We start from the raw sequence: 24,703 nt of genomic DNA on the forward strand, positions 1-24,703 counted from the left end.
TTATTCCTCTAAGCGACAGCTGCCATTGCTTTAGGCTCAGCGTTTATAAATACGTTGCCGTCTTCAATTTTAATATCAAACACGGGGACTTGAATTGACTCATCTTCAAAACATTGGCCTGTTTCTAAACAGAAATGCTGTTTATATAAAGGTGAAGCCACAACAAATTTATTACTGAAAGAGCCAATAATTCCGCGCGATAACACATTCGCTTTACCGATAGGATCATAGTTACCGACTGCGAATAAAGGGCATTCATTTTGTGGTAGGTAAAAAATAGCCACTTGTTGGTTTTTAACTAGTGCGCATACGCCGCTGTTAGCAACAAGGCAATCGGTTGTTCCAATATTATGCCAAGACATCAGCTTGCTCCTCTTGTATTTCTGTTACCGCAATACGGTTTTGAGTTATCTGTTGTTCGCGTTTTTCAGCGTCTGTAGCTGGGCGAATTTGATTACGTTCTTGCACAAACAAAATGTTGTCATCGGTTTGTGGGCTATTAACAAATTGGCGAAAGCGTTTTGTTGCTTCTGGATTGTCTACTGTTTTTTTCCACTCACATGCGTATGTATTCGCTACCAAATCCATTTGTTCTTCAAGCTCTCGACAAATACCTAAACTGTCGTCAATCACTACACTTTTGAGATAATCAAGGCCGCCCTCTAAGTTCTCCATCCATACTGAAGTACGCTGTAACTTGTCGGCGGTTTTTATGTAAAACATCAATACACGGTCAATGTATTCTATAAGCGTGGTTGTATCTAAGTCGGTAGCAAATAAGTCTGCATGGCGAGGGCGCATGCCACCGTTACCACACACGTATAAGTTCCAGCCATTTTCAGTTGCTATGATACCGATGTCTTTACTTTGTGCTTCAGCACATTCGCGGGTACAACCTGACACTGCCATTTTAATTTTATGAGGAGAGCGCAATCCTTTATAACGGTTTTCGATATCGATGGCATGACCTACACTGTCTTGTACGCCATAACGACACCATGTACTTCCTACGCACGACTTAACCGTTCTCAGAGATTTACCATAAGCGTGACCTGTCTCAAAGCCAGCATCAATCAGTCTTTCCCAAATAACAGGCAGCTCTTCTAAACGTGCACCAAATAAATCGATGCGTTGTCCGCCAGTCACTTTACAATAAAGATTAAAGTCTTTAGCTACTTGACCGATGACAATGAGTTTGTCGGGTGTAATTTCACCACCAGCAATACGCGGTACAACAGAGTAAGAGCCGTCTTTTTGCATATTGGCAAGGAAGGTGTCGTTTGTATCTTGAAGACCTACATGGGTTGGCTCTAGGATAAAATCGTTCCATGTTGAGGCTAAAATAGAGGCCACTGCGGGTTTACATATTTCACAGCCATGGCCGCTGCCATGTTTAGCTATTAAACCATCAAAAGTTTTGATGCTTTCTACTTTAACCATATGGAGTAACTCTTGACGCGAATACGCGAAGTGCTCACAGAGGTGATTATTTACTTCAACGCCTCGACTTGCCAGTTCGTCGTCAACTACCGATTTAAGTAACGCTGCACAACCACCGCAACCGCTGGCAGCTTTGGTGCATGATTTAACTGAGGCTAAATCGCATGAGCCACCATCAATAGCTCCCACAATGTCGCCTTTACTCACGTTATGACACGAACAAATAGTGGCTGTAACGGGTAGGGCGCTGCCCGCAAGAGAAGGGGCGCCGGCGCTATCTGGTAAAATTAAACATTCAGGGTGCTCTGGTAAGTCCATGTCGTTTAACATGTATTGAAGTAGCGTATCGTAATCACTGGTATCGCCAACAAGGACAGCGCCTAAAAGCTTATCGCCAGTTTCATTTAATACAATTTTTTTGTAGCAATCTCTAATTGGATCTTGATAAATGAGCTCTTTGCAGTTGGGCGTTTTTGCATGCGCATCACCAATAGATCCTACTTCTACACCTAGTAGTTTTAATTTAGTGCTCATATCTGCACCTAAAAACTCAAGCTCGCCGCCACTTAGCTGGCTTGCTGCAACGCGAGCCATGTTGTAACCCGGCGCCACTAAGCCAAATAACTTTTTGTCCCATAGGGCACATTCGCCAATAGCCAAAATATCAGGGTCTGATGTTTGGCACTGGTTATTGATGACTATACCGCCACGCTCCCCAAGCTCTAGATCAGCCACTTTACCTAGCTGATCATAAGGACGAATACCGGCAGAGAATAAAATTAAGTCGGTTTCTAAATAAGTGTCGTCTGAAAAGTTTAATCTAAAGCGGCTAGTTTCACCTTTAACTATTTCGCTGGTCGCTTTTGATGTATGAACAGTCACACCCAGTTTTTCTATTTTATTTTTTAATAGCGTGCCGCCTTGCTCGTCTAGCTGGACAGCCATAAGCTGCGGCGCAAATTCAACAACATGTGTATCAAGTCCTAATTGTTTAATGGCGTTCGCGGCTTCAAGTCCTAATAAACCACCACCAATAACTACACCACTTTTACTGGCTGCGGCACTGGCTTTTATTTGCTCTAAATCCTCTAGGGTGCGATAAACCAAACAATGTGGTTGATCGTTTCCCTTAATTGGCGGTACAAACGGGAACGAGCCCGTAGCAAGTACAAGCTTATCGTACGGGTATTGATCGCCTGTTTGAGTATTAACAACTTTGTTTACTCTATCTATGCCTTCAACCCATTGGTTAGTGAATACACTAATATTGAGTTGTTGATAATTTTCTAAAGTAGTTAGGGCTAAATCGTTTGCTGTTTTACCATCAAATACGCTTGATAAATAAACACGGTCGTAAGCTAGATTTGCTTCACCACACAAAACGGTGATGTTTGCGTTAGCATCGCTTTGGCGCATTTTTTCTACAAAATGATGTCCGACCATACCATTGCCAATTATTAGTATTTTTTGCGCGGTTTGCATTAGGCATTCCTTCAGTGACGGTTTAAATTTTACACACAAAAAAGCCCGTCACGATTGTAATTAAATACAATTGTGTACGGGCCTCTTTGCCTCTGGTTGCTTTTTCAACCAATATGTATGCCGTTAATTAACGTGCTTAGTGTTCAATAAAGCAATAACCTAGCCATAAGTTTAAGCTATTGATTAATAGTGATATTAATGTGCTTTTAGGATTTAGAGATTTAAAAACGAACACTTTAGGTGCAAGGTTAGTACTAATTAGTGCAGTAAAAAATATATTTAATGTTTTGAAAATGAGTGAGAGTTATCCCCATTGTTTTGTTAAATTGTGGGAGATACTCATATGGGTATGTTGCGTGCAACATCCATTTAACCAGTGATAAGCGCTAACGTGTTTTTTAGCTATGTAGTTAACTATTAATGAAAGCGAGCAGGGTAATCATAGTTATATAGAAGCCAACGCCTAGCGCAATAACCGGCACTACTTTTTTGGATTTCCTTTGTTTAAAACTAGCATAATCTTTAAATTCCATTTTATAGCTTCCAAACGTTGTAACTTTTAACAGCATACAACCTGTTGCATAAAACAAGAAACCGAAGGCTGTTTCAATTAAAAGCCATAAAAATATATCTGTAACAATGCTCATTTTTCCCCCTTAATCAAAAAGCTCAGCTAATTAGCGTAAACCAATAATAGTAAAGCATAGTTATTGGTAAAAAATAATATTTAAATTGTAAGTAAACATGCGAGTGTATTCTCTCATATTTTGCAAAATGCAAACTTGCCAATTGCAAACTGCATTAGGATTATACTGAATTTATTTTATTTATAATAAATTCATAAAGTTAAGTTTTGGAATAGACCCTGCAACAGTTTAATTACTTAACTTTTAAGGGCTAAATTATGAAACTAAATAAACTTGCAACAGCATGCTTAGTTATATTTCCATGCGCTGTGCTCAGTCAACCATTCGAGTCGTGCCCCAGCCAGGCATTTTTAATGCAAGATGCTAACGCGCAACTTTACGGAATAGATTTAGTTTCAGCTAAACCTACCGTTTTGGCATCGCAGCTAACGTTCGCTAACGAATTAAATACTAACAGCGTTAACGCAGTTGGTTTTAATTATAAAGATCAATACATGTACGGTTACAGTAAGCAAACGCCTGGCAGCGTAGTACAGCTTGGCAGCAACTACGAAATGAAACGGCTAAACGTACAAGGTTTACCTTCCACTAATTTTTACGTCGGTGATATACAAGTTGTAGGTGAGGGCAATGACCAACGGGCTACCTATTATGTTTATCATCCTAACTTTGGCCTATATGGTATTAATTTAGATGGTGATTTAGAAGCATCTATTACGGCAAGTTTGTTACCCAATACAAACACATGGAGATTGTCTATTTATGACTTTGCCTTTCACCCAGCTAGTAACCTTTTATACGCGGTTGAGCCAAATGGCAATTTATACGAAATAGATATTGCAGCAAATACCCACACGTTAATTACTCAAGTTGATGTAGGCGATGATACTGGCGCATTTGGCGCGGCTTATTTTGATGTAAAGGGCCAGTTTTATTTTAGTAACAATAAAAGCGGTAAAATTCATAAAGTTGATTTAAGTGTTAGCCCAGTGGTTGGCTACACCCCGGTGGCAAATGTGTTTACATCGGGGCCTAAATCAAGTCAAAACGACGGTGCGCGCTGTGCCATTGCGGAAGTAAAAGTAACTGATAGCTCAATTGATTTTGGTGACGCGCCAGCGCCTTACAACACAAGCCTTGAGCAAAGTGGCGCAAGGCATTTATTTGACCCGAATAGTACCGGCTCAGATTTAATTTATTTGGGAAGCTCGGTGGATGGTGAAAACATTAATACCAATGCCGATTTACTATTGTCTCCTATTGATGATTCAGACGATGGCGTAAGCTTTGTAACGGTTATTTCGGCAGGGCAAGACTCGCAAATTATTGTTAACGCGTCTACTTCTGGCTTTTTATATGCGTGGTTTGATTGGGACCAAAATGGCCGTTTTACTGAAGATGAAAGAACAGTAACTAAACGTGCCATAAATGAAGGCGATAACAGCATTTTAATCACGGTGCCAAGTAACACTAAAGCGGGCCAAACATGGGCTCGATTCAGAGTCACCGATGGCACAGAGGCGTCGCTTATCACGGCAACAGGCGGTGTGCTGGGCGGCGAAGTAGAAGATTACGAAATTACCACTTATGCAAGCGCTGTTTACCCTGGCGAAAATGATTGGGTAACCCTGGCTTTTGAGGATAGATGGCCGTTTGCAGGTGATTACGACTTTAATGATCTAGTACTCAATTATAGAACCACACAGCTTATGGAAGGGAGTAATGTGGTTGGCTATAAAATAGATGGTCAACTGATTGGTATTGGAGCCACATATCATAATGGTTTTGCTGTGAGATTAAAAGAAACCGTTAGTAGCAGCACACGCACTATCATGCGAGACGAAGTAGATGAAGATGCAATTAGCTTTATTATTGACGGGCAACCGCAAACAGCGAGTCCTTTGGAGGCAGGTAGAAACGAAGCCATCCTCATTTTCATGCAAGATACCTGGGCTCACGTTTCAAAAGAGTCGGGCTGTAGTTACTTTAGAACAGAAGATAATTGCGATGAAAACGTTAAAGTTACCTTTAGCATGAGCATTCCTTTAAAAGAACCAAAAGCTAAAAGTGCATCTCCCGGTACGCTACTTGACCCGTTTATTTTTGCAACTAATGGCTTTTACCACGGTGATTTTTTAGTCGGTAAAAACGCCCGAGGATGGGAAGTACACATTAAAAACCAGGCACCAACTGAAGCGTTTGATACATCACTATACAGCGTTACAAACGCAGATGATGCCAGCGTACAAAGCAATGGTTTGTATTTTCTTAACGAAAACGGTTTACCGTGGGCAATGGAGGTCGGTATGCAATGGCTGCATCCCCTTGAAGGGGTAGACATAACCGACGCTTACGGAAGTTTTGCAGAGTTTGCTCAATCATCGGGTAAACAAAAGCCAACGTGGTTTAACGATTACAGTATTAGTAATGTTGTTGTAAGAGGGGAACAGTAATGAAAAAAACACTATTAATTTTATCACTATCAATAGGGTTAACAGCATGTGGCGGCGGTGGTTCAGAAGAGACAAAAGCACCAGCAGTCGCGACGGTATCTTCTACCTCTACACCAGCAAATAATCCAACAGGGATTAACGCAATCACTGTTGATAACGAATTTAATTTATCTACTAAGTATTCACTTGATGTTGATGTTGACCTAGGGATGGGCGATTTAAGAGCCTACTTAAATGTGTGCCAAAAAAAGGTGGCATCTCAACGAGCAGATTATAACAACTGTATTTACAGAGGGCCTCTTAGTAATACCGCTCTCGATACGCAATTAGTGTTAAGCAATCAAGATATTGAACTGATTGCTGAAATTTGGTTTTACGATGAGTCGACCGAACCGCTTTTATTCACTTGGCAGTACGAACCTGCTCAAGCACAACAACAGTTTGTTATCAGATAATAGTTATTAAAATGGTTAGGTTTAAAAAGTAATGTCAAATATCCCAGAAAGTAATAATCCGCACTATTTAGTTTTGCGGATTATTTTTATATGTGCAGCAGTCGTATTTATCTTACTCGCGTTTAATCCCTTAACTAGCTTTTATGCCGATGTATTTTCATCTTTACGAGTACAGATGTTAATTGCGGCGTTGATGTGCGGGGGCGCACTTATGTTGTTAAAACTGTACAAATTATCTGCAGTGGTGATCCTACTTTGCGCGCTGGGGCTAGGCCCTATTTTGGTGTCTTTTCCCGTAACATCGCCTGTTAATTCAGAGGCTTTATCAATCAAGCAAATTAATGTTAATTATAGTAATAAATACCTTTCAACACATTTACTGAGTTTGCGTGATGAAAATTGGGATGTGCTTATTTTACAGGAATTTAGTGATAAAAATCGCCACCTGTTAACTCAATTTATAACCACTACCGACATGTTTGGCTATGAGGAGGTTGAGGGAATACCTTATGGTATGGTTGTTTTATCGCGAATACCTATGGTTTATAAGCAACAAGTTAAATTAGATGGCGACAAGTTAGGGTATTTAAAACTTAAGTTTATGGTGGGTAATACGGTGTTGACTACGTTTATTGCGCACCCGCCTTCACCACGCTCTAAACGTCATTGGCAAAATAGAAATACGCTATTAGCGGCTTTAAAGCTTTCAACACAAAATGAAAAGGGCGCATGGCTCGTTGCAGGGGATTTAAATGTAGTACCTTGGTCTTCATATTTTGAGTGGCAGCAAGATCAAACTTGCTTTGGGCAGTATCGATATTCAAGCTTTATGCCTTTTAAAAAAGGGCACTCTATTTTGACTGGCTTACCTATAGATCACTGTGTAATGAGCGAACAAGTTTTATTACAAAGCCTAGTGGTCACGGACTTTAAAGGCAGTGATCACAAAATGTTAAGCTATAAAATAAGTCTAAAATAAAAGGCGCTCAATATAATAAGCGCCTTTTTAACCTTAGTGTTTTACATGTATTTTAAATTTATTTAATAGACTGTTTTATGTCATGTACTAAGTGTTGAAGATTTCGCCTATGGGGAAACAATAAAAATGCAGCAGTGGCTAAGCAAAAAGCTTTAAACTTATAACCTATTTCTCGGTAGTATTCGCTATAACATTCGAGCATTCTGGCTTTGGCTTTAAACCGAGAAACCACGCCAATATCGTTTTTACAGCGATCTATTATTATTTGCATCGCAGTTAAACGGTTTTGTCTGTTGGCAGTAATAGAGCCTGCTCTCATTAAATAGCCCATTGATACCTGATTCGAAAAAGCCACATTACCAATACGTGCTAGCTTAAGCCAACAATCCCAATCGCTTGCGCTATTGAGTGATTTATCAAACTTACCTACATAACAAATGGCTGATTTTTTCACCACAACAGACGAGGTACCTATAACGTTTGCAAACAGCAGTAAATCCATTGGTGATTTAAGGTTTTGGTAACCCTCAGTGTTCCAATTAATAAATTTTGTAAACTCAGGCCAATAGGAAAAACAATCAATAATGGGTTCGTACTGCTCATTAACATGCATGTAATTGGTAAAGCTCAGCACACAATCACGATTATTTTGCATGTAGGTAACCTGGTTAAATAATTTATCTTCAGTCCAGTAATCGTCAGCATCTAAAAAAGCAATATAGTCGCCTTTAGCAAGTTCAATGGCTTTATTTCTGACACTAACAACCCCGCAGTTTTGCTGCTTTATAACACGCATATTAGGAAGTGATTGTTGTAATTTATTTAACCATTCAACGCTTCCATCAGTTGACCCATCATCAATAATAAGTATTTCACACTCAATATTATGCTGCCTAACAACACTTGAAATAGCCTTTGCCAAATACTGCTTACAGTTAAAGTTAGGAATAATAACGCTTACCTGAATACTCATAGTACTCACCTTTTGTGTTTTTCATTAACGTTAACTACGCAAGATAAGCGCCAACCATTTATAGGCTTTTGCGGGCTGTTTTTTGTTTTATGATTTGCAAATTGCGATAAGCCTTCGCAAATTGACTTTTTATAGGGGCTTTTTAGCGTTTTATATCGGGCACAGATTTTGCGATGTAACCGTTAAGTTTATTAGGAGTTTTAACTATGAAACATATTGGCATCGTTGTACCTAGCTTTCACATACCTTCAGAAACGTTTGTTGTAACTGAAATTAACGCGCTGGTGAATGCAGGGCATAGAGTGACCGTACTGACGTTTGAAAATTTAAATTACTGTGTTCATTTAAATAAAAATGTGCAGGTGATTGTTATTAAAAAATCAACACCATCGGCAGTTAACACACTATTTAAAAGCCCACTAGTGGCAGTGAAAGGCGGTGTTATTGCAAGTCGCTTTAAGTCTATTTCGGCCATGTCTTTAATGGGCTATGGGTTAAATATTGCTGAAATTATTCGTGCAAAAAAAATCTCTCATATTCATTGTCATTTTATGCATGCACCACTGGCTTACTCCATTATTGCTAGCAAAATAGCAGGCGTGAGTGTGTCATCTATTGGCCACGGTCACGATGTTTATGTGAACGATGATGATTTAAAGCTTAAATTATCGCTGTGCGATTTTTCGGTTGCTGTATGTAAAGACATGGCTGTAAAACTGAGTAAATACAGCGAAGGAAAAATACAGCTACTGCATTGTGGTATTGATTTGAGCTTGTTTAATAATAAACCAAGTCGATTAACAGAATCGGTTAACCTTATTTTTGTTGGTCGGTTAATTGAAAAAAAGGGATTGCAATTTTTACTTCCGGCAATCAAAAAAATTAGCAAAAAACATTCAATTACATTGGATATAGTAGGCGATGGTCCTCTACTAAATGACCTGAAATATTTTTGCGAACAGCTAGGAATTATGAATGAGGTCAACTTTTTAGGCTCAAAAAGTCCACAGTGGTTAGCAATAAACACCAGCAATTATTCGGCTTTAATTGCGCCGTTTTGCGTGTCTAAAAATGGCGATCGCGACACGGGGCCGGTTGTACTTAAAGAAGCCATGGCTAGCGGTATACCTGTTTTAACTACTGAGCTAATGGGTGCAAAAGAAATTGTAAATGACGATGTTGGCGCTAAATGTGCGCCTTCAAGCATTACTGGTATTGAGCAAATGCTTAATGACTTTTGTGCACTAACGCCTTACCAGCGTTACGAAAAAGGGCTAAATGCAAAAAGGTTAGCGACAAAACGCTTTAATGCAAATTCGCAAGCCAAAAAGTTATCTCATTGGGTTCAAGGGATATAGGTGTTGCTATGAATGGGATTAAGCAAATTGCATACTTTGGTATATCTACTTTATTTCTTAAAGTATTAGGGTTTGCTTTATTACCTATAACTACGCGTATTTTAAGTCAGGCAGAATTTGGTGAGCTAAATTTTTTGGTGTCTATTTCGGCGGTTATGTCGTTGTTATTGTGCTTAGGTTTACCCGATTTATTGTTTAAGCAACAAATGAACAACCCACAACATAAACGTGCATTATTCAGAGATGCATTATTAGTGTGTGCCATTGTTAGTAGTGTATTTGTGTGCTTGGTTTTTTACTGTATTGATTATTTAAGCGCGTTATTACCTGTAACGCTAAATGCACTAGATATTAAACTGTTAGCTATTAACTTAGCGCTTTCATCTCTACTTTCTATTTTATTTTGTTATTTTAGATATTACGAAATGGCAAAACAATTTTGTATTTTGGCTGTGCTTCAAGGTATGGGGCAAACACTTCTAACCGTTGTTTTACTTTACTCAGGACATGGTGTTACTGGGGTAATGGCATCGGGTGTGGTGTCGAGCGCTTTAGTATTATGTATTGCTATCGTTTTGGAATTGAAGCCGCTGGGTATCAGCTTTAAACGTGTTTCATGGAAAATAAGTTATAAAAACGCACTTTTTTTAATCAGTATTGTTACCTCGTCTTTATTTTTGTATGCAAATAATGGGGCCGAAAACTGGTTTATAGTTGCCAGTGAGGGCAAAGAAAAACTGGCTCAATATTATGTCGCTTTACAGTTTGCCGTTATGACCTCGTTCGCTTTTGAACCTATTAGAATGTGGTGGTTCTCACGTCGTTTTGATGAATTGGCTAAAAACCGAGAACGTTATGTCGACCTGTGCACGCTGTGTTTAGATTCGGCCATTTTACTATGCGCGTTTATGCTTATCATCACCCCGTCTATTTTTAGTTTAGTGTTACCACAAAATTATCAGTTGCATACTTGGTTGTTACCAAGCCTTATTTTTATTGTGGTTATTAAGCACCATAGTGATTTACTCAATATAGGGTGTTACATCCATTACAATGGTGCGTTTGTTACTGTGGTTAATGCAGTTAGCGCATTCGCTGTGCTGGCTTTGTTAGCCGTTTTAGTTCCTCGATATAACGTATACGGCGTAGTGGTTGCACTTTGCATTGCGCAGTTAATTAAAACCAGTTTACTTATTGTTATTAGCCAACAATTAGAAAGTTTAACGTTTAGTGTTACGCGTTTGCTGCCCAGCTGGGTGTGTTTTTCTTTAATATACTTTTTAAGCATTACACAAACTGCCTATTTTGAGCTTATTCAATGCATTGTTTTTATCTGCTTTTTAATTGCTTTGTTTTATAAATACAAACCCGCAATTTTAGCACTGACCCAGCAAACAATGCGGGGTAAAGTGTATGATTAGTTGGTATAAAAAATATTGTCTGATGATCAACGGGTTATTTGTAATGACATTAACATTAATGCTTTACATGCGCTTTGGTCCCATTGCAGCCTTTGCTTTATTATTGTTACCTTTTGCAGGGTTTTTAGCCGTTAAAATAAGCACGGTATTTATTATTCTTTTTATACTGTTTAGCTACTTTAGGCTACATGAAGTCTTTGTTGTATTAATGCCCCTTAAAATTCCTAAAATGTTGGCCTTAGCTTCATTACTGGCTATTGCATGGCATTTATTCATTTCAAAATCGTTAAAACCTCATTGGAGTTCAACACACTTAGTGTTTGTAATTTGGTTTGTTTGGCTCACCGTTTGCGTATTTAGTGCCTCCAACAAAGGTATGGCCATAGAGTATTGGACCGGTGTGCTGGTGAAAGTATTTATTATGGTATTTGCCATTAGCTGGTGGTTAACCCGATTTTCGCATTTTAGTTTAGTACGAATGGGCATAATGATTTCGGGTATTTCGGTGGCGTTGGTTGCACTAAGTAACAAAATGAATGGTATTGGCTTGGTTGAGGGCACGCGTGTCACTATTTCTCGTGAGTACCGCTCGCAATTAGGAGACCCTAACGATCTATCGTTAGTGTTGATGTTTCCGGTGTCCTTTTTGGCAGCAGAGCTGTTTGATAAAGGTGCGAATAAATATCGTCGTTTATTTGCAGCCGTAGGGTTGTTGTTAGCTATTTCTGGTGTGATAGCCACACAAAGCCGAGGTGGTTTATTGGGTATTGCTGCTATTTTAAGTTTCTTTTTATATCAAAAAGTAAAAAATCCTTTAGTAGTCGGGCTGTGTGCAGCTGTTGCCATGCTTGCAATGATGGTGTTTGCAGGTATTGGTGATAGGCAAAGTGGAGGCGCAGCAGAAGACGGAGTTGATGCGTCTGCAATGGGTCGAATATATGCATGGCAAGCGGCAATTAATATGGCGCTTTCTAATCCGCTGACGGGTGTGGGAGTCGATAACTTTTACGTAAATTATTATTTTTACAGTCCGCATTGGGATGGCAAGAATCATGCAGTACACAGTACATGGTTTCAGGTATTAGGCGAAACAGGCTTTGTAGGTATAGGTATATTTGTATTATTAATTGCCAGTATATATCGCAGCTTATCACGCGTGTATTGCATCAATGCGCTTAACCATAACGACCAAGTTGCAGTTAATGCAAATGCATTAAAAGCAGGTTTAATAGGCTTTATGGTTGCAGGTACTTTCCTAACACAAGCTTTTACCTGGCCGCTTTACATTATTTTAGCGCTAACAATCGCACTCGAAAAAATCACTGTTGAGAGCAATAAGGAATAAAACTATGATCATACACGTTAAACATTGGCTTAAATGTAGCCCTCATCCTTTTGCAAAATCACTTTTTCAATTTGCAAAAACGATTCGCAATCCACAAATGATTGTTATCCCGTTTTTTCATTCATTGCTTTATTTTGTTCATCAATTTTTAAAACAATTTATACACGAATTTTTACGTATCACTTATTTTACGCCCCTTTTCAAAAGCCAAATTAAAGGCAGTAAAAAACAGCTTTATTTATATTCAGGTATGCCGCAAGTGTTGGGGGAGCTTAATGTTGTGTGTAAAAACAACGTGAGAATGTCGGGTATTTCTACCTTTTGCGGGCGGGTAGGAGGGCAAACAACACCCACTCTAACCATTGGTAACAATGTAGACATTGGTTGGCAAAATGCGTTTTCGGTAGGACGTACCATAACCCTTGAAGACGACGTTAGGTTAGCAGGGCGTGTATTTTTAGCGGGTTTTCCAGGGCACCCGATTGATTGTGAACGAAGAGCGCAGGGGCAAAGTGATGATGAAAACCAAATTGGCGATATTATTATAAAGCGCGGGGCATGGCTTGGCACCGGAGTGACCGTGCTTGGAGGCGTTACCATAGGTGAAGGGGCGATTATTGGCGCAGGTAGTGTTGTAACTAAAAGCATACCCGCCTTTAGTATTGCTGCGGGCAATCCAGCAAAAGTAGTTAAATACATAAAGGAATCATAATATGAGATTTGTTGTTTTTGCAGAGGATTGGGCAAGCCACCCGAGTAGCACACAGCACCTATTTGCTGAACTGGCTAAAAATCATGAAGTACATTGGGTCAATTCAATTGGTATGCGAAAGCCAAGTTTTAAATTAAACGATTTAAAACGTGTATTTAATAAATTAAAACAATTATTTAGCGAATCAAATAGCGCAACCATTGAAACGCCAGAAACATTACATGTTTACAAGCTCCCCGTATTGCCTTGGCATGACAACGCATTAGTAAAACGTTTCAATAAGTGGGTGTATTCTCAATACTTTAAAAATATTGATGATGAGCCTGTTACTTACTGGTTAAGCGTGCCCACAGCCGAATATTTAATTACAAAACAAAAACGCGATAGGTTAATTTATTACTGCGGTGACGATTTTAGTGCATTGGCCGGCGTTGATGCGTCACTTGTTGCCCCTTGTGAAAATAGCTTGATACAAAACGCTGATTTAATTTATGTCATCAGTGCGTTTTTAATGAACAAAATGCCTAAGCACAAAACAAAAATGTTAAGCCATGGTGTTAGTTACGATTTGTTCACCTCTAAAAGTGAAATTGCACCAGAGATAAACCACTTAAATGGTCCGATTATTGGTTTCTATGGCAGCATCAATGCGTGGTTAGATATTGCATTACTCACTGCGTTAGTCGCGCAGCGACCCAGTTATCAGTTAGTGCTTGTTGGCGATATTGTGGGGCCTACTGGGCAGTTGTTGCAATTTAAAAATGTAACGCACATTCCTGCAATTGAGCATGCTCGGTTAGCGAGTTTTTCCACACATTGGAACGTGTCTGTTTTACCGTTTGTTAATAACGAGCAAATTAGAGCGTGTGACCCATTAAAGCTTAAAGAATATTTAGCGGCAGGAAAGCCTATTGTTGCTACCGATTTTCCCGCAGTAAAACAATATCAAACAGAAATTTTTATTGGCAAAACGCATGATCAATTTATTAATAAAATTGATGAAGCCGTTAGTTTAAACACCATTCAACGCAGCACCCTAAAATTATCGCAACAACAATTAGCAAAGAACCACAGTTGGGAGTCAAAAGCGCTAAAAGTGCAACAAGACTTATTTATTTTAAATCACGCTGTGTAGCGTGATTTTTTAAACCAAAACCCTCTAACATGTCATTTAATTAGGCCTTTGAGTGCTGAGTCTCAAAAGCCTGATCCCCGCTAATAAACTGCTTATTTTTATTAAATTCACAACAGTTGGCGCACCCTGTGCAACACCTTATGTATAGCGCGATATTTGCAGTTTAAATTATTAATTTGCAAACAAACGCCACATTTCGCATAGCAATATGCAAATAGATAGGTAGGGATTATGTTAGTTAGAGAGCAAATAAAACGATTACTTTACTTAACCTTGTACGCTGTATACACACGTGCAAAGTTATTTGTGATCCCACTTTTAGTGGTGCCTTTTGTCATTATATTGCTCACAGTGACTGCACAAAAAAAATATGTAAACCACGCCACTATTTTAATCGAGGAGTCGGCATTACTTAACCCGTATCTTGATGATTTATCTTTTTCATTTGATTTATCTAATCGGATGGCAGCACTTCGTACACTCGTTATAAGTAGGAAGGTACTTATTGCAGTAGCAAAAGAAACGCAATTAGTGCCAGAAAATGCGACGCCTGCGCAAATAGAAAAAATTCACCAAGAGTTATCTCAGGCATTGTCTTTGTCGTTGGTAGGGGATGAGCTGGTACGGGTTAATTTTATATGGCATGAGCAAAGTAAAATGAAACTAGTGCTTGAAAAAGTAGTCGAGAAGTTTATAGAACGTTTACTTGCGCCCACCCGAGCATCGCTTGATAGCTCTGAGCAGTTTTTTTATCAGCAGCTGAACAGCATTCGTGATGAGCTTGAATTATCTGAAGAGGCACTTGCTGCCTTTAAATCAACAAACAGCAATACCTTGCCGGCTGTGCTGCACAGTAACCGTCAAACGTTTGATAAATTACTGAGCGATCAACAACAAAAAACAATTGTACTGTCGGGTGCGCAAGCAAAATTAAAAGCACTGGCTACTAAAATGGGCCAAGCAAACCCAATTTTAGGGCGCATTGAAGAAAAAATTATTGTTGCGGAGTCAGAGTTAAGCTTTTTAAAAACACGTTATACCGAAAAACACAGCAAGGTTATTTCAAAAAAACGAGAACTTCAAAGTATACGTAACCGCCAGCAGTCATTATTAGACAGCGCAGAAGACTTAGATCCCACCAATATTGAACAGCTATGGCAAATGGCAAACACACTGCCTAGCGGTAAAGACAATGAAAGCAGTGTTCTGGTTTCGCAAATTCTCAAATTAGAAGAAGCTAAAAATGAAGTCACTCAGCATCAGCAAGAATACGACATGCTAGAGCAGCAGGTAAAACTGGTTGGTGAAAGGCTGCTAGTAACCAGTGATATTGAAAAACAGCTAAGAAAGCTTGAGCGAGACTACGATGTTAAACAATCGCTTTATAAAGATATGTTAAGCCGTTATGAAATGGCCAAAGTGACAGGAAAATTGGTTAAGTACGAAGGGCCAGATAAAGTAAAAACCATTGAACGCGCCTACAGTCCAACGCAGCCAATTAACACGTCGTTAGTCGCATCCATTATTGTGGGTCTTGTTTTAGGTGTGTTTACAAGTAGCACTATTGTGTTTGTAGCGACCTTATTTGACAGCCACTTAAAAGATATTCAAACCATAGAAAAACTATCTTCTTTAGAGGTAGTTACCATTTTACCTATTGTTAAAAATACACCTGTAGATTTGGTGTTTAGTTCAGCGATTAACTCTATTGAACAGGGGAAATAATATGAATGTTTTACATCTAGTTCAGCACTTTAAAATAGGTGGCCTTGAAAAAATGGCCGTCACGCTAATGCAAAAAAGCCAATTTGCAGACTCAAGTGTGGTTGTATCACTTGAAGGAACGTTGGGCGAGGCTGTTGAAGGTTGGCCACAATTAGCGTCGTTTGAAGGGCGGTTAATTTGTCTAAATAAGCCTGCAAAGTTTGATATGAATACGGTAAGCAAACTTACCGAGGTTATTAAAAAGTTCAATATTGATGTAATACACAGCCATCACATAGGGCCAATGCTTTATGCAAGTATGGCATGTATACGCAATAGACGCGTAAAGCATGTATCGACTATTCATGACGCCTGGTATTTAAAAAGTTTTAAGCAGCGTTTAATTACTAAAGTGCTTAACAAATTGACAAAAATTAGTTGGGTTGCTGATGCACAGGTAGTCGCTAACGATTTTTATAACGAAACAGCTATTCAAACCGATAAAACAATACTCAATGGTATTGATTTTAAACAATTTGTTTGCGGGGATGAACCAAACGCCCGTAAGGAACTGCATTTACCGCAAGATATTAACTTAATTGGTTGTTCAGCACGGTTAGAGCCAGGTAAAGGGCATTTTGCATTATTAAGAATTCTTAATTCATTGCCCATTTATACAGAACTTGTGTTTGCTGGTAGCGGAAGCTTACATTCTGAATTGGTGAATTATGCCACAAAGCTTGGCATTAAAGATCGCGTTCATTTTTTAGGTAATGTACAAAATATGCCGCTATTTTATTCAGCAATTAATGTGATGTGTCTGTATTCGCAGCGTGAAGGGTTACCGCTATCTATTTTGGAATCAATGGCGTGCGGAAAAAGCATTGTTGCCACCGATGTAGGCGGAATTAAGGAGGTACTAACCAGCGAGCAAGGTGTACTCGTAAAGCCTGGCGATGAGGTTGGGCTCAAAAAAGCGCTGATTGAAGCCATTTATATAAAACATGGAGAGTGTATTCGTCAGCACGTATTTTCAATCGCAAGTGCTACAAAAATGAGTGCAGAGTACGACCACTTTTACAACGGTATTACATCGTGAGGAAAATATAATGACTTATTTATTAATAATATTAGCGGTGTTAATTGCGTTAGTTATATACCACCACGTGGGCTATGTAGCACTTTTAAAGTTATTTAGTCATGGTAAGCGTAAGCGATTAATTAGTGCAAAGAATACCAAAGCAACCACCCATTTTGGTATTTTGATTTGTGCCTACAATGAGCAAGATCACATTAAAGAAAAACTTCATAATTTGGGCGCCATGCTTTACAACACAGATATGTATGCGATTCATGTGTACCTTGATGGCTGTACAGACAAAACATACGAAGAGGCAATGCTTGCCCAGGCTCATTTAGCAACACAACACGTTGAATGCCATTTGCATTTTAATAAAGTTAACCTTGGTAAAGCGCATGGTATTAATGAGTTAATTAAGCTAACTAAAACAACTTACGATGTTTTATTGTTTACTGATGTAAGCGCGCTATTAAGTATAGATGTACTTGGCAATATAGATGCTGATTTTAAAGATCAAAACATTAATGTGATTACCGGGGTGTATGTTTTAGACGAGCAAGCCACACAAGAGCAAAAGCATTACTGGCAATATCAAAACAACGTTAAAAGTATGGAGTCATCTTTAGGGGCGGTGATTGGTGTGCCAGGTGCGATGTTTGCCATTCGTTCACAGTACACAGATTTACTGGATGAAAGTGCCATTAACGACGACTTTATTTTATCAATGAACGCATTAAAAAATGGCGGTAAAGCAATTGTAGATAAAAACATTAATATTGTTGAAAGAGAGTGTGATGAACAAAGTCACGACTATGCAAGACGCGTAAGGTTAGGCGCAGGTAATTGGCAGCAAATAAAGGTGCTGTTAACGCTTTTTAACCCTAAGTTGGGCTGGGTCAGTTTTAACTTTATTTCGCACAAAGTACTACGGGGTATTATGCCGTTGTTGCTGGCTTTAATTTATGTTTTGCTTTTTTCAATGGCGCTGTTTTCAAATGTTATGCTGGCAAAGTTAGGTTGTGGGGCTATTGCGTTACTTCATGGTATTGAACTGACTAAAAAGGTTTTTAATATCACAACTAAAATACCTGTTGTAGATAAAGTTAACTATATTCTTAATGCCTACTTTTTAGCGTTATGGGGCATTATTAAATATGAAAAAGGCGATTACAAAAGCCACTGGCAGCGGGTGCATACAGGCAATAGCGAACAAAACGGTGCCATTAAGTGTGTTAAACGCGGTATTGATATAATTGGCTCCGCTTTAGGTTTAATTGTGTTGTCGCCTGTTATGTTATTGGTTGCACTAACAATAAAGCTAACTTCACGCGGGCCTGTGTTATTTAATCAGCTAAGAGTGGGTGAGAGCAGTGACAGCTTTGTTGCATTGTTTAATGTGCTTAAATTTCGATCTATGGTTGTAGATGCTGAAGTAAAAAGCGGTGCAGTATGGGCATCTAAGGACGATCCTAGAATAACGCCAGTGGGTAGGTTTATTCGTAAAACACGGCTAGATGAATTACCGCAGCTGTGGAATGTGTTAGTAGGGGATATGTCACTGATTGGGCCGCGCCCAGAACGCCCCGTATTTTATTCAAAACTAGAAAAAGACATTCCTTATTTTTCACAACGTACTTATGGCATAAAACCCGGCATTTCAGGGCTTGCACAAGTAATGAATGGATACGATGAAAGCATTGATGATGCAAGAAACAAAATAGGCTGGGATTATGCCTATATGCTAAGTACGTCATCACCTCGTAGCTGGTGTTACATGGAATTGACCATACTATTTAAAACCCTTGTTGTTATTTTTACTGGTAAAGGCCAGTAATCATGCATTGCATAATGCAATAGGATGTTTCAGTCTTAATTGCATTATGCTCTAACTTCCCTTTCAACTATATACTTATCATTAAAACCTATTAATTATCAGTAGCTTAAAGTTGGTTCGTTTCTTGTATTAGTAATAGAGAACTTTACTCATTAATAGGTAACTACCATGACTAATTTAGCCAATTCACAAGAACAAACCGTAATTTCGCTTCCTGCTGATTTTTCAGGCTTTACCGTAGACGGATTTAAAGATGAATTTGAAGGGTTGGTGGGAACAGACACTAATTTTATTATTTTAGACTTTTCAAAAACAGAGTTTATAGATTCGTCTGGCATAGGCGCAATTGTGTTTTTATACAAACGAATTGAAAAGAAAAACCATCAACTTTCTTTACTTAATGTGACGGGTCAGCCTTTCAAGTTAATGAACTTGTTAAGAGTAGATAAAACAATTCCATTTATTGATTCAATCTAACAGTTTAAGGAGAGGGATATGAAAGCACACATTTTTATTATCATTACTTTTTTTTTAAGTGGGTGTGCTTCTTGGCCTGATGAAGGACAAGGAGGTTGGGCAGAAAAGTACCAAAACTACCCGTTAGATGATGAGCAAAAAGATTTAAATTACACACAGCCCGAAGAGGTGGTTCGCAGTGAATTTGAGCACTTAGTGCTAAAGCTTGAGCTGTTAAAGTCTCAAGACATTAAAGCCTGTATGCCAGCACAATTGTTAAAGGCACAAATATACGAAAACCGTATTCGCAGACTTATTGCAGCTCAAATGTGGGAAGATGCAGAGCACGACTTACTTATTCATTATCATGGGCTTAACCAGTTAACGCAGCATTTTGATACTGTACAGCAGTTAACTCAATGTGCGGTGGTTAAAGAAGATAAACCTGCTTTATTTAGCGTTAAAAAGCAAATTACCGATTTACTCAATAGTGATAATCAATTTGCGTTCAAGGCGTTTGAGATCACACCTAAATACGCAGTCAGGCTTGCTCAAGCAGCTGATTTAGTAAAAGAGCTTGAAAGCATTTCTATATTGCTAGTCGGTCATACCGACTCGATGGGAGAAATGGCCAGCAACTATGAACTTGCTTTAAAACGCGCTGAAACGGTTAAGCATTGGTTAGTGGTTTATGGTGTGCCAGTGCAAAGTATTACAACGCTTACTCAGGGTAGCTTAAAACCTTACAGCGATGAGCCACAAACCGACTCAGTGCGTCATTCAGACCGCCGTGTTGAGGCCATAGTAATTGACGCCAACACAAATAATTTACAGGACAATAAAGCTAAATCGTTAGTGAGTTGGACCAAAATTATTAAAAGTAAGAAGGAGTAAGTTATGAGATATTTATTAACAATCGCATTATTACTTTTTTCGTTTCATGTTTTCTCAGCTTCTAACGCTGATGACGATACGGTACAGGTAGGCAATAAATTATTTTTGTATATTCCTGGAGAAGTCGATTTTGATAAAACCTTTGAAGTTGACAACAAAGGGCAAATTAATTTGCCCGAGGTTGGGCAATTTGTTGTAGCTAACAAAACTATATCACAAGTTGAGCTAGAGCTTACTCCAGTGTTAGGTGGCTTATTTGTAGCAATGGATGACTTTTATGTAGAGATACGTAGCAGAGATATTTTTATTAATGTTATGGGCTACGTTAATACGCCATCGCAAGTGAGCATTCCTGCAAATGGTAATATCCAAATGGTGATTTCGAAAGCAGACGGTTTAAGGCCAGGTGCTCAGCTAGATAGATTGCAAATAAGACGTGGCGAAGAAATTATTGAGTTTGATTACAAAGCGTACCTAGATTCGGGCAATATTAGCTTATTACCTGCGCTTAAAAGCCAAGATACCGTATTTGTGCCCGTTTCACCGTTACTGGGTAATGTACAAATAGACTTTGATGCCCAAACACTCAGTGCAACTGGAGATGCCAACGACGGTAATGCGGTCACTATTTTAGGCGAAGTACATAACCCGGGAAGTTTTTCATACAAAGAAGAAATGACTATTTTAGATGCGCTTATGCGCGCTGAAGGGGTTACGCGTTATGCCGATGTTACTAAAATTAGGGTGATTGTAGATAAATCGCCGGTTATTTTTGATTTAAAAGCGTATTTAGATAAACCATCAGGTAGCACTATGCAGTTATTGCAGCCGGGTTCGACAGTCTATGTGCCTATTATGGTTGATGATGTAAACACGACTTCTCGTACCGTTTATATTATGGGTGAGGTTCAAAAACCAGGTGCTTATGAAGCGGCAGACAGTACCAACTTTTTGGATATTTTAGCGAATGCTGGTGGCCCAACTCGATTTGCTGAAACCCGCCATATAAAAATATTAACACCAGAAGGGGAAAGCATTTTATTTGATTTACAAGGCTACAGTGAAGGCACAGTCACCACAAAAGTGCCCGACTTAAACCCAGGTGATGTTATTTTTGTTCCAGAAAAAACAGACGTCAATGAAAAAAGCTGGCTTAAAATTCCGACCAAACGCGCCATTAAAATAATTGGTGCCATTACTTCTCCGGGCAGGTATGAATGGAGTGATGAAATGGACTTTACCGATTTATTAGCACACGCTGGCGGACCTACCAAAGGCGCTAATATCAACGATATAAAAATACTTAGAAACGGTGATGTAACCCAGCGTTTCGACCTTGAAAAATACACCATCACAGACGGTGAAACACCATTGCCAAACCTAGTGGCCGGAGACACTGTAATTGTAGAGGAACTCCCCGTTGACCCTGCTGATAATAAGTCGCAGTGGATACGCCAAGAGTCAAGTAAGTCTATTTATATTATGGGGCAGGTTGGTTCACCTGGTCGCTATTCGTTCAACGAAAACATGCATTTTATCGATATTTTAGCGGCTGCTGATGGCCCAACAGGGACTGCAGATATTCGTAATATTAGAGTAACTCACAGAAACGGTAATAGAGCTAAAGTGAGTAAGTTAGATTTAGCGATGTACTTTGAAACCGGTGACGAAACATTATTTCCTAATGTATTACCAGGAGACACTATTTTTGTTCCAGAAAAAAATAAAGACTGGCTACGCACACCTAAAGAACGCGTAGTACGCATTATGGGGGCGGTGCAAAAGCCTGGTAGATATAACTTTGACGACACAATGAGCATTTTAGATGTATTAGCTGAGGCCGGCGGCCCTTCAAACTCTGCACTCATTGATAAAATAGTTGTGGTTAATCATTCTTGTTGTAAAGAGCAATCAAGAGTGTTTGATTTAGAAGCCTTTATTAAATCGCCAAACTCAGCAAATATTCCAGTACTTAGAGCAGGGGATACCTTATATGTTCCTGATAAAGGGCAAGATTTATTAAGCCAGTTTAAAGAAAATTTCCTCGATGTAATTACCATACTTGCGCTAGTGGTGGGCTTATGAAATTAATACCAAGTCAATATCATGAGTTAGAAGTGATATGTAATACCATGATAGATAACGATGCGCGATGCGTTACGTTTATATCTTTATGTGGGTCTGAGGGGGCGTCTACCGCATGTGTGAGCGTTGCAAAACGCTTACAAAGCCAAAATAAGTCGGTGCTTATCATTGATTTAAACCCAATTAATACATTTAACTCAGACGATAAGTTACCCGATACGTGCAGCCCGTGGCGCTTTGATGATATTTCATGCCAATTAGGTGTTACAAATTACCAAGAAGTAAATTTGCTCACTATTAAACATTTAGCGGCTATTGAGCCTGCTAAAAACAAGCATGTGTTAAATGACGCGATTGCTCGCTTAAAACAAGAGTATGACTATATTTTAATAGATATGTCGCCGGCATTAAAACTAAACAGAAACAATGTACCGCTTCATTCTCTAAGTTTGTGTAGTGAATTAACCTTTGTAGCCGTGGCACTTGGTGTAAATGACGAGGAGTCATTATGCAAAGGTATAAAAGAGCTAAAGCAAGCCGGTCATAGCAATATTAAATTACTAATAAGCCAACATAACTTTGCTCCACTGGGGGAGCGTATTATTAGTGTTTTAAATAAGCATAAAAACAAATGGCCTAAATTATGTAACAACCTTAAGTCGAAAATTAATAAACAAAGGTGGTTGTTTGAGCACCACTAAGGGCAATATGGATATTTTATTTGAAAGACGTTTTGAATTGCTTTGGCCAACGCTTAGCGAGATCAGATTGGTTCTTAAACACGTTTTAAGAGCACTTAACGTAAAAAAAGATGAAGTAGATGCTGCGGGTTTAGTTGCAACTGAATATTTAACTAATTTGATAAGGCACAACGAGGGATCAGAACAGCATATTTTTTTGCGCATAAGCCAAGCGGATAACGATGGTTATGCACTCACATTTATTGACGAGCTTACACCTTACAATTTATTTGAAAATAATAACTCTCAGTGGAAGCTAGGCTCAGGTAATTTGGTTGAAGGTGGTATGGGAGTTGAACTGATTCGCCACTACTTCAAAGAGGCCGAGTACGTATCAGATAAAGGTAAAAACTATTTTACTTTTCCACTAGAGCACATAGATAAACGACCCACAGTTATATACGTTGACGATGATGTTACCCAGCTCGCACTTATGAGCGCCTATTTAAAAGATCACTTTCAAGTTGTTCCTTGCGAAAGTATTGAAGCCGGCTGGCAAGCAATTTTAACTGCCGATGCACGAATATTGCTGCTTGACCACAAGCTAAAAAATGGAACGTGTGAGCCACTTTTAGAAAAGCTCAACCAGTCAAATTTAAAGTCACAGTTATCAGTTGTTATGCTAACAGGTGACGATAGCGAAGAGGTAATAAGTAAAATTAATCGGTTAGGTGTAGATGACTATTTAATTAAGCCAGTTAAAAAAAATAAACTGCTGCAGAGCATTGAACGAGTAACACACCGTTTTGCTTACTTATCGTATCAAACAACTTTTGAATCTACACCGTCTAAAATTCATTTACAAAATGATAAAAGCGCGCATCTTTTTGGGTCTATTAGCTTGGGAAACGGTGGTGACTTTTTTATGCCCATTAACGATGAATGCAGTGCATTTGTGCTTGGCGATATGATGGGGCATGGTTTGCAAGCGCTTAAAGAAAGTTTTGCAATTAAAGGGTTCATAAGTGGTTTTTTGGCCACCGGTTTGCCTTATCAAAATATGTTAGCGGCGCTTAATAACGCTTTGTATAAGCAGCAACTTTGTAAGTCTAGTTTAGTCACGCTTGTTATTTGTTTTATTGAGAACAATAAACTATTTTGGTTAAATGCCGGGCACCCGCCGCCAGTTGTAATACTCAATAATGGCAAAGTACACCAATTAAAAGGCACAGGACCACTGTTGGGCCTGTCAAAAGAGCATAACTACACACTATACGAAGCAGGGCTTGACGATGTTGAACATATTTTGTTGTACACCGATGGCTGGACTGAAAATCGTTTCACCGATAAAGATGAGATAGGTGAACTAACTAAAATTGTTCCTCAAGATTGTAAAACGTCTGAAGAGTTTGCACATTGCTTGTGGAAAAACTCACAAGTTACCCTTTCTAAAGAAATTGACGACGCCTCATTAATTATAATTAACTGAGTTTGCATTACTTGACACTTTATAGCTATATTAAAGGCATATATTCTATCTGTTTGAATTTATGGCAACTTGCCAACTGA

The 24,703-nt window shown here is 38.9% G+C and carries 20 protein-coding genes; 16 read left to right on the forward strand and 4 right to left on the reverse strand.

The features are described 5' to 3' along the window. Positions 1-8 precede the first annotated feature (8 nt). The 3 genes from nirD to MTF67_RS12725 all read right to left on the reverse strand — a co-directional run bounded on the left by nirD (position 9) and on the right by MTF67_RS12725 (position 3,569). Entirely contained in the window at positions 9-362 is a 354-nt protein-coding gene (nirD, locus tag MTF67_RS12715) for a nitrite reductase small subunit NirD (RefSeq protein WP_248519708.1), read from the reverse strand. Beyond that, a complete protein-coding gene (gene nirB / locus MTF67_RS12720) occupies positions 349-2,922 on the reverse strand; it encodes a nitrite reductase large subunit NirB (protein ID WP_248519709.1) in 2,574 nt (857 codons plus the stop codon). Before nirB ends, nirD begins: the two co-directional genes overlap by 14 nt. A gap of 410 nt (positions 2,923-3,332) precedes the next feature. Beyond that, on the reverse strand, positions 3,333-3,569 hold the full coding sequence (locus MTF67_RS12725) for a hypothetical protein (protein ID WP_039037160.1): 237 nt from the start codon (positions 3,567-3,569) through the stop codon (positions 3,333-3,335). A 257-nt stretch (positions 3,570-3,826) separates the two neighbouring features. Between MTF67_RS12725 and MTF67_RS12730 the strand changes: the two genes are divergently transcribed. From MTF67_RS12730 to MTF67_RS12740, 3 genes are read left to right on the forward strand one after another with little or no spacing between them, the layout of a single operon-like run. Next, positions 3,827-6,022: an LruC domain-containing protein gene (locus MTF67_RS12730; protein WP_248519710.1), complete on the forward strand. Its 2,196-nt coding sequence runs from the start codon at positions 3,827-3,829 to the stop codon at positions 6,020-6,022. Further along, a complete protein-coding gene (locus MTF67_RS12735; protein ID WP_248519711.1) occupies positions 6,022-6,477 on the forward strand; it encodes a hypothetical protein in 456 nt (151 codons plus the stop codon). Before MTF67_RS12730 ends, MTF67_RS12735 begins: the two co-directional genes overlap by 1 nt. A 31-nt stretch (positions 6,478-6,508) precedes the next feature. Next, positions 6,509-7,456: an endonuclease/exonuclease/phosphatase family protein gene (locus MTF67_RS12740; RefSeq protein ID WP_248519712.1), complete on the forward strand. Its 948-nt coding sequence runs from the start codon at positions 6,509-6,511 to the stop codon at positions 7,454-7,456. Positions 7,457-7,514: 58 nt separating this feature from the next. Here MTF67_RS12740 and MTF67_RS12745 read toward each other — a convergent pair whose 3' ends face one another. Continuing rightward, positions 7,515-8,429 (reverse strand): glycosyltransferase family 2 protein, encoded by a 915-nt coding sequence (locus tag MTF67_RS12745; protein WP_248519713.1) that lies wholly within the window; start codon positions 8,427-8,429, stop codon positions 7,515-7,517. A gap of 206 nt (positions 8,430-8,635) precedes the next feature. Here MTF67_RS12745 and MTF67_RS12750 point away from each other — a divergent pair, with 206 nt between their 5' ends. From MTF67_RS12750 to MTF67_RS12810, 13 genes are all read left to right on the forward strand, one after another. Then, positions 8,636-9,787: a glycosyltransferase gene (locus MTF67_RS12750; RefSeq protein ID WP_248519714.1), complete on the forward strand. Its 1,152-nt coding sequence runs from the start codon at positions 8,636-8,638 to the stop codon at positions 9,785-9,787. A gap of 8 nt (positions 9,788-9,795) precedes the next feature. Continuing rightward, on the forward strand, positions 9,796-11,208 hold the full coding sequence (locus MTF67_RS12755) for an oligosaccharide flippase family protein (RefSeq protein WP_248519715.1): 1,413 nt from the start codon (positions 9,796-9,798) through the stop codon (positions 11,206-11,208). Continuing rightward, positions 11,201-12,553, forward strand: a complete 1,353-nt coding sequence (locus MTF67_RS12760; protein WP_248519716.1) for an O-antigen ligase family protein — start codon at positions 11,201-11,203, stop codon at positions 12,551-12,553. Before MTF67_RS12755 ends, MTF67_RS12760 begins: the two co-directional genes overlap by 8 nt. Positions 12,554-12,557: 4 nt before the next feature. Beyond that, positions 12,558-13,265, forward strand: a complete 708-nt coding sequence (locus MTF67_RS12765) for an acyltransferase (protein ID WP_248519717.1) — start codon at positions 12,558-12,560, stop codon at positions 13,263-13,265. 1 nt (position 13,266) lies between these two features. Further along, positions 13,267-14,400 carry a glycosyltransferase gene (locus MTF67_RS12770; protein WP_248519718.1) on the forward strand — a complete coding sequence of 378 codons (1,134 nt, stop codon included), beginning with the start codon at positions 13,267-13,269 and terminating at the stop codon, positions 14,398-14,400. 231 nt (positions 14,401-14,631) lie between these two features. Next, positions 14,632-16,125, forward strand: coding sequence for a GNVR domain-containing protein (locus tag MTF67_RS12775; protein WP_039037150.1), 1,494 nt, complete (start codon positions 14,632-14,634; stop codon positions 16,123-16,125). A gap of 1 nt (position 16,126) precedes the next feature. Beyond that, positions 16,127-17,203, forward strand: a complete 1,077-nt coding sequence (locus MTF67_RS12780) for a glycosyltransferase (protein WP_248519719.1) — start codon at positions 16,127-16,129, stop codon at positions 17,201-17,203. A gap of 10 nt (positions 17,204-17,213) precedes the next feature. Continuing rightward, the gene (locus MTF67_RS12785; RefSeq protein ID WP_039037148.1) at positions 17,214-19,019 is read left to right on the forward strand and encodes a sugar transferase; all 1,806 of its coding nucleotides are present in this window, start codon (positions 17,214-17,216) and stop codon (positions 19,017-19,019) included. A 168-nt stretch (positions 19,020-19,187) separates the two neighbouring features. Next, entirely contained in the window at positions 19,188-19,496 is a 309-nt protein-coding gene (locus MTF67_RS12790) for an STAS domain-containing protein (protein WP_006792900.1), read from the forward strand. Between the two features lie 18 nt (positions 19,497-19,514). Beyond that, on the forward strand, positions 19,515-20,369 hold the full coding sequence (locus MTF67_RS12795) for an OmpA family protein (protein WP_248519720.1): 855 nt from the start codon (positions 19,515-19,517) through the stop codon (positions 20,367-20,369). A 3-nt stretch (positions 20,370-20,372) separates the two neighbouring features. After that, positions 20,373-22,454 (forward strand): SLBB domain-containing protein, encoded by a 2,082-nt coding sequence (locus tag MTF67_RS12800; protein WP_248519721.1) that lies wholly within the window; start codon positions 20,373-20,375, stop codon positions 22,452-22,454. Beyond that, complete coding sequence (locus tag MTF67_RS12805; RefSeq protein ID WP_006792897.1) at positions 22,451-23,155, forward strand: AAA family ATPase; 705 nt, start codon at positions 22,451-22,453, stop codon at positions 23,153-23,155. The genes MTF67_RS12800 and MTF67_RS12805 overlap by 4 nt, the downstream gene beginning before the upstream one ends. A gap of 7 nt (positions 23,156-23,162) precedes the next feature. Continuing rightward, positions 23,163-24,623, forward strand: coding sequence for a SpoIIE family protein phosphatase (locus MTF67_RS12810; RefSeq protein ID WP_348983493.1), 1,461 nt, complete (start codon positions 23,163-23,165; stop codon positions 24,621-24,623). Positions 24,624-24,703 lie beyond the last annotated feature (80 nt).

It is taken from the genome of Pseudoalteromonas sp. 2CM32C, assembly GCF_023161925.1.
GTDB lineage: Bacteria > Pseudomonadota > Gammaproteobacteria > Enterobacterales > Alteromonadaceae > Pseudoalteromonas > Pseudoalteromonas marina.

Coding starts and splice junctions, on each gene's coding strand:
- MTF67_RS12805 (WP_006792897.1), top strand. CDS start 22,451: ATGAAATTAATACCAAGTCAATATCATGAGTTAGAAGTGATATGTAAT.
- nirB (WP_248519709.1), bottom strand. CDS start 2,922: ATGCAAACCGCGCAAAAAATACTAATAATTGGCAATGGTATGGTCGGA.
- MTF67_RS12810 (WP_348983493.1), top strand. CDS start 23,163: ATGGATATTTTATTTGAAAGACGTTTTGAATTGCTTTGGCCAACGCTT.
- MTF67_RS12760 (WP_248519716.1), top strand. CDS start 11,201: ATGATTAGTTGGTATAAAAAATATTGTCTGATGATCAACGGGTTATTT.
- MTF67_RS12790 (WP_006792900.1), top strand. CDS start 19,188: ATGACTAATTTAGCCAATTCACAAGAACAAACCGTAATTTCGCTTCCT.
- MTF67_RS12755 (WP_248519715.1), top strand. CDS start 9,796: ATGAATGGGATTAAGCAAATTGCATACTTTGGTATATCTACTTTATTT.
- MTF67_RS12775 (WP_039037150.1), top strand. CDS start 14,632: ATGTTAGTTAGAGAGCAAATAAAACGATTACTTTACTTAACCTTGTAC.
- MTF67_RS12785 (WP_039037148.1), top strand. CDS start 17,214: ATGACTTATTTATTAATAATATTAGCGGTGTTAATTGCGTTAGTTATA.
- MTF67_RS12765 (WP_248519717.1), top strand. CDS start 12,558: ATGATCATACACGTTAAACATTGGCTTAAATGTAGCCCTCATCCTTTT.
- nirD (WP_248519708.1), bottom strand. CDS start 362: ATGTCTTGGCATAATATTGGAACAACCGATTGCCTTGTTGCTAACAGC.
- MTF67_RS12740 (WP_248519712.1), top strand. CDS start 6,509: ATGTCAAATATCCCAGAAAGTAATAATCCGCACTATTTAGTTTTGCGG.
- MTF67_RS12750 (WP_248519714.1), top strand. CDS start 8,636: ATGAAACATATTGGCATCGTTGTACCTAGCTTTCACATACCTTCAGAA.
- MTF67_RS12795 (WP_248519720.1), top strand. CDS start 19,515: ATGAAAGCACACATTTTTATTATCATTACTTTTTTTTTAAGTGGGTGT.
- MTF67_RS12730 (WP_248519710.1), top strand. CDS start 3,827: ATGAAACTAAATAAACTTGCAACAGCATGCTTAGTTATATTTCCATGC.
- MTF67_RS12770 (WP_248519718.1), top strand. CDS start 13,267: ATGAGATTTGTTGTTTTTGCAGAGGATTGGGCAAGCCACCCGAGTAGC.
- MTF67_RS12780 (WP_248519719.1), top strand. CDS start 16,127: ATGAATGTTTTACATCTAGTTCAGCACTTTAAAATAGGTGGCCTTGAA.
- MTF67_RS12735 (WP_248519711.1), top strand. CDS start 6,022: ATGAAAAAAACACTATTAATTTTATCACTATCAATAGGGTTAACAGCA.
- MTF67_RS12800 (WP_248519721.1), top strand. CDS start 20,373: ATGAGATATTTATTAACAATCGCATTATTACTTTTTTCGTTTCATGTT.
- MTF67_RS12725 (WP_039037160.1), bottom strand. CDS start 3,569: ATGAGCATTGTTACAGATATATTTTTATGGCTTTTAATTGAAACAGCC.
- MTF67_RS12745 (WP_248519713.1), bottom strand. CDS start 8,429: ATGAGTATTCAGGTAAGCGTTATTATTCCTAACTTTAACTGTAAGCAG.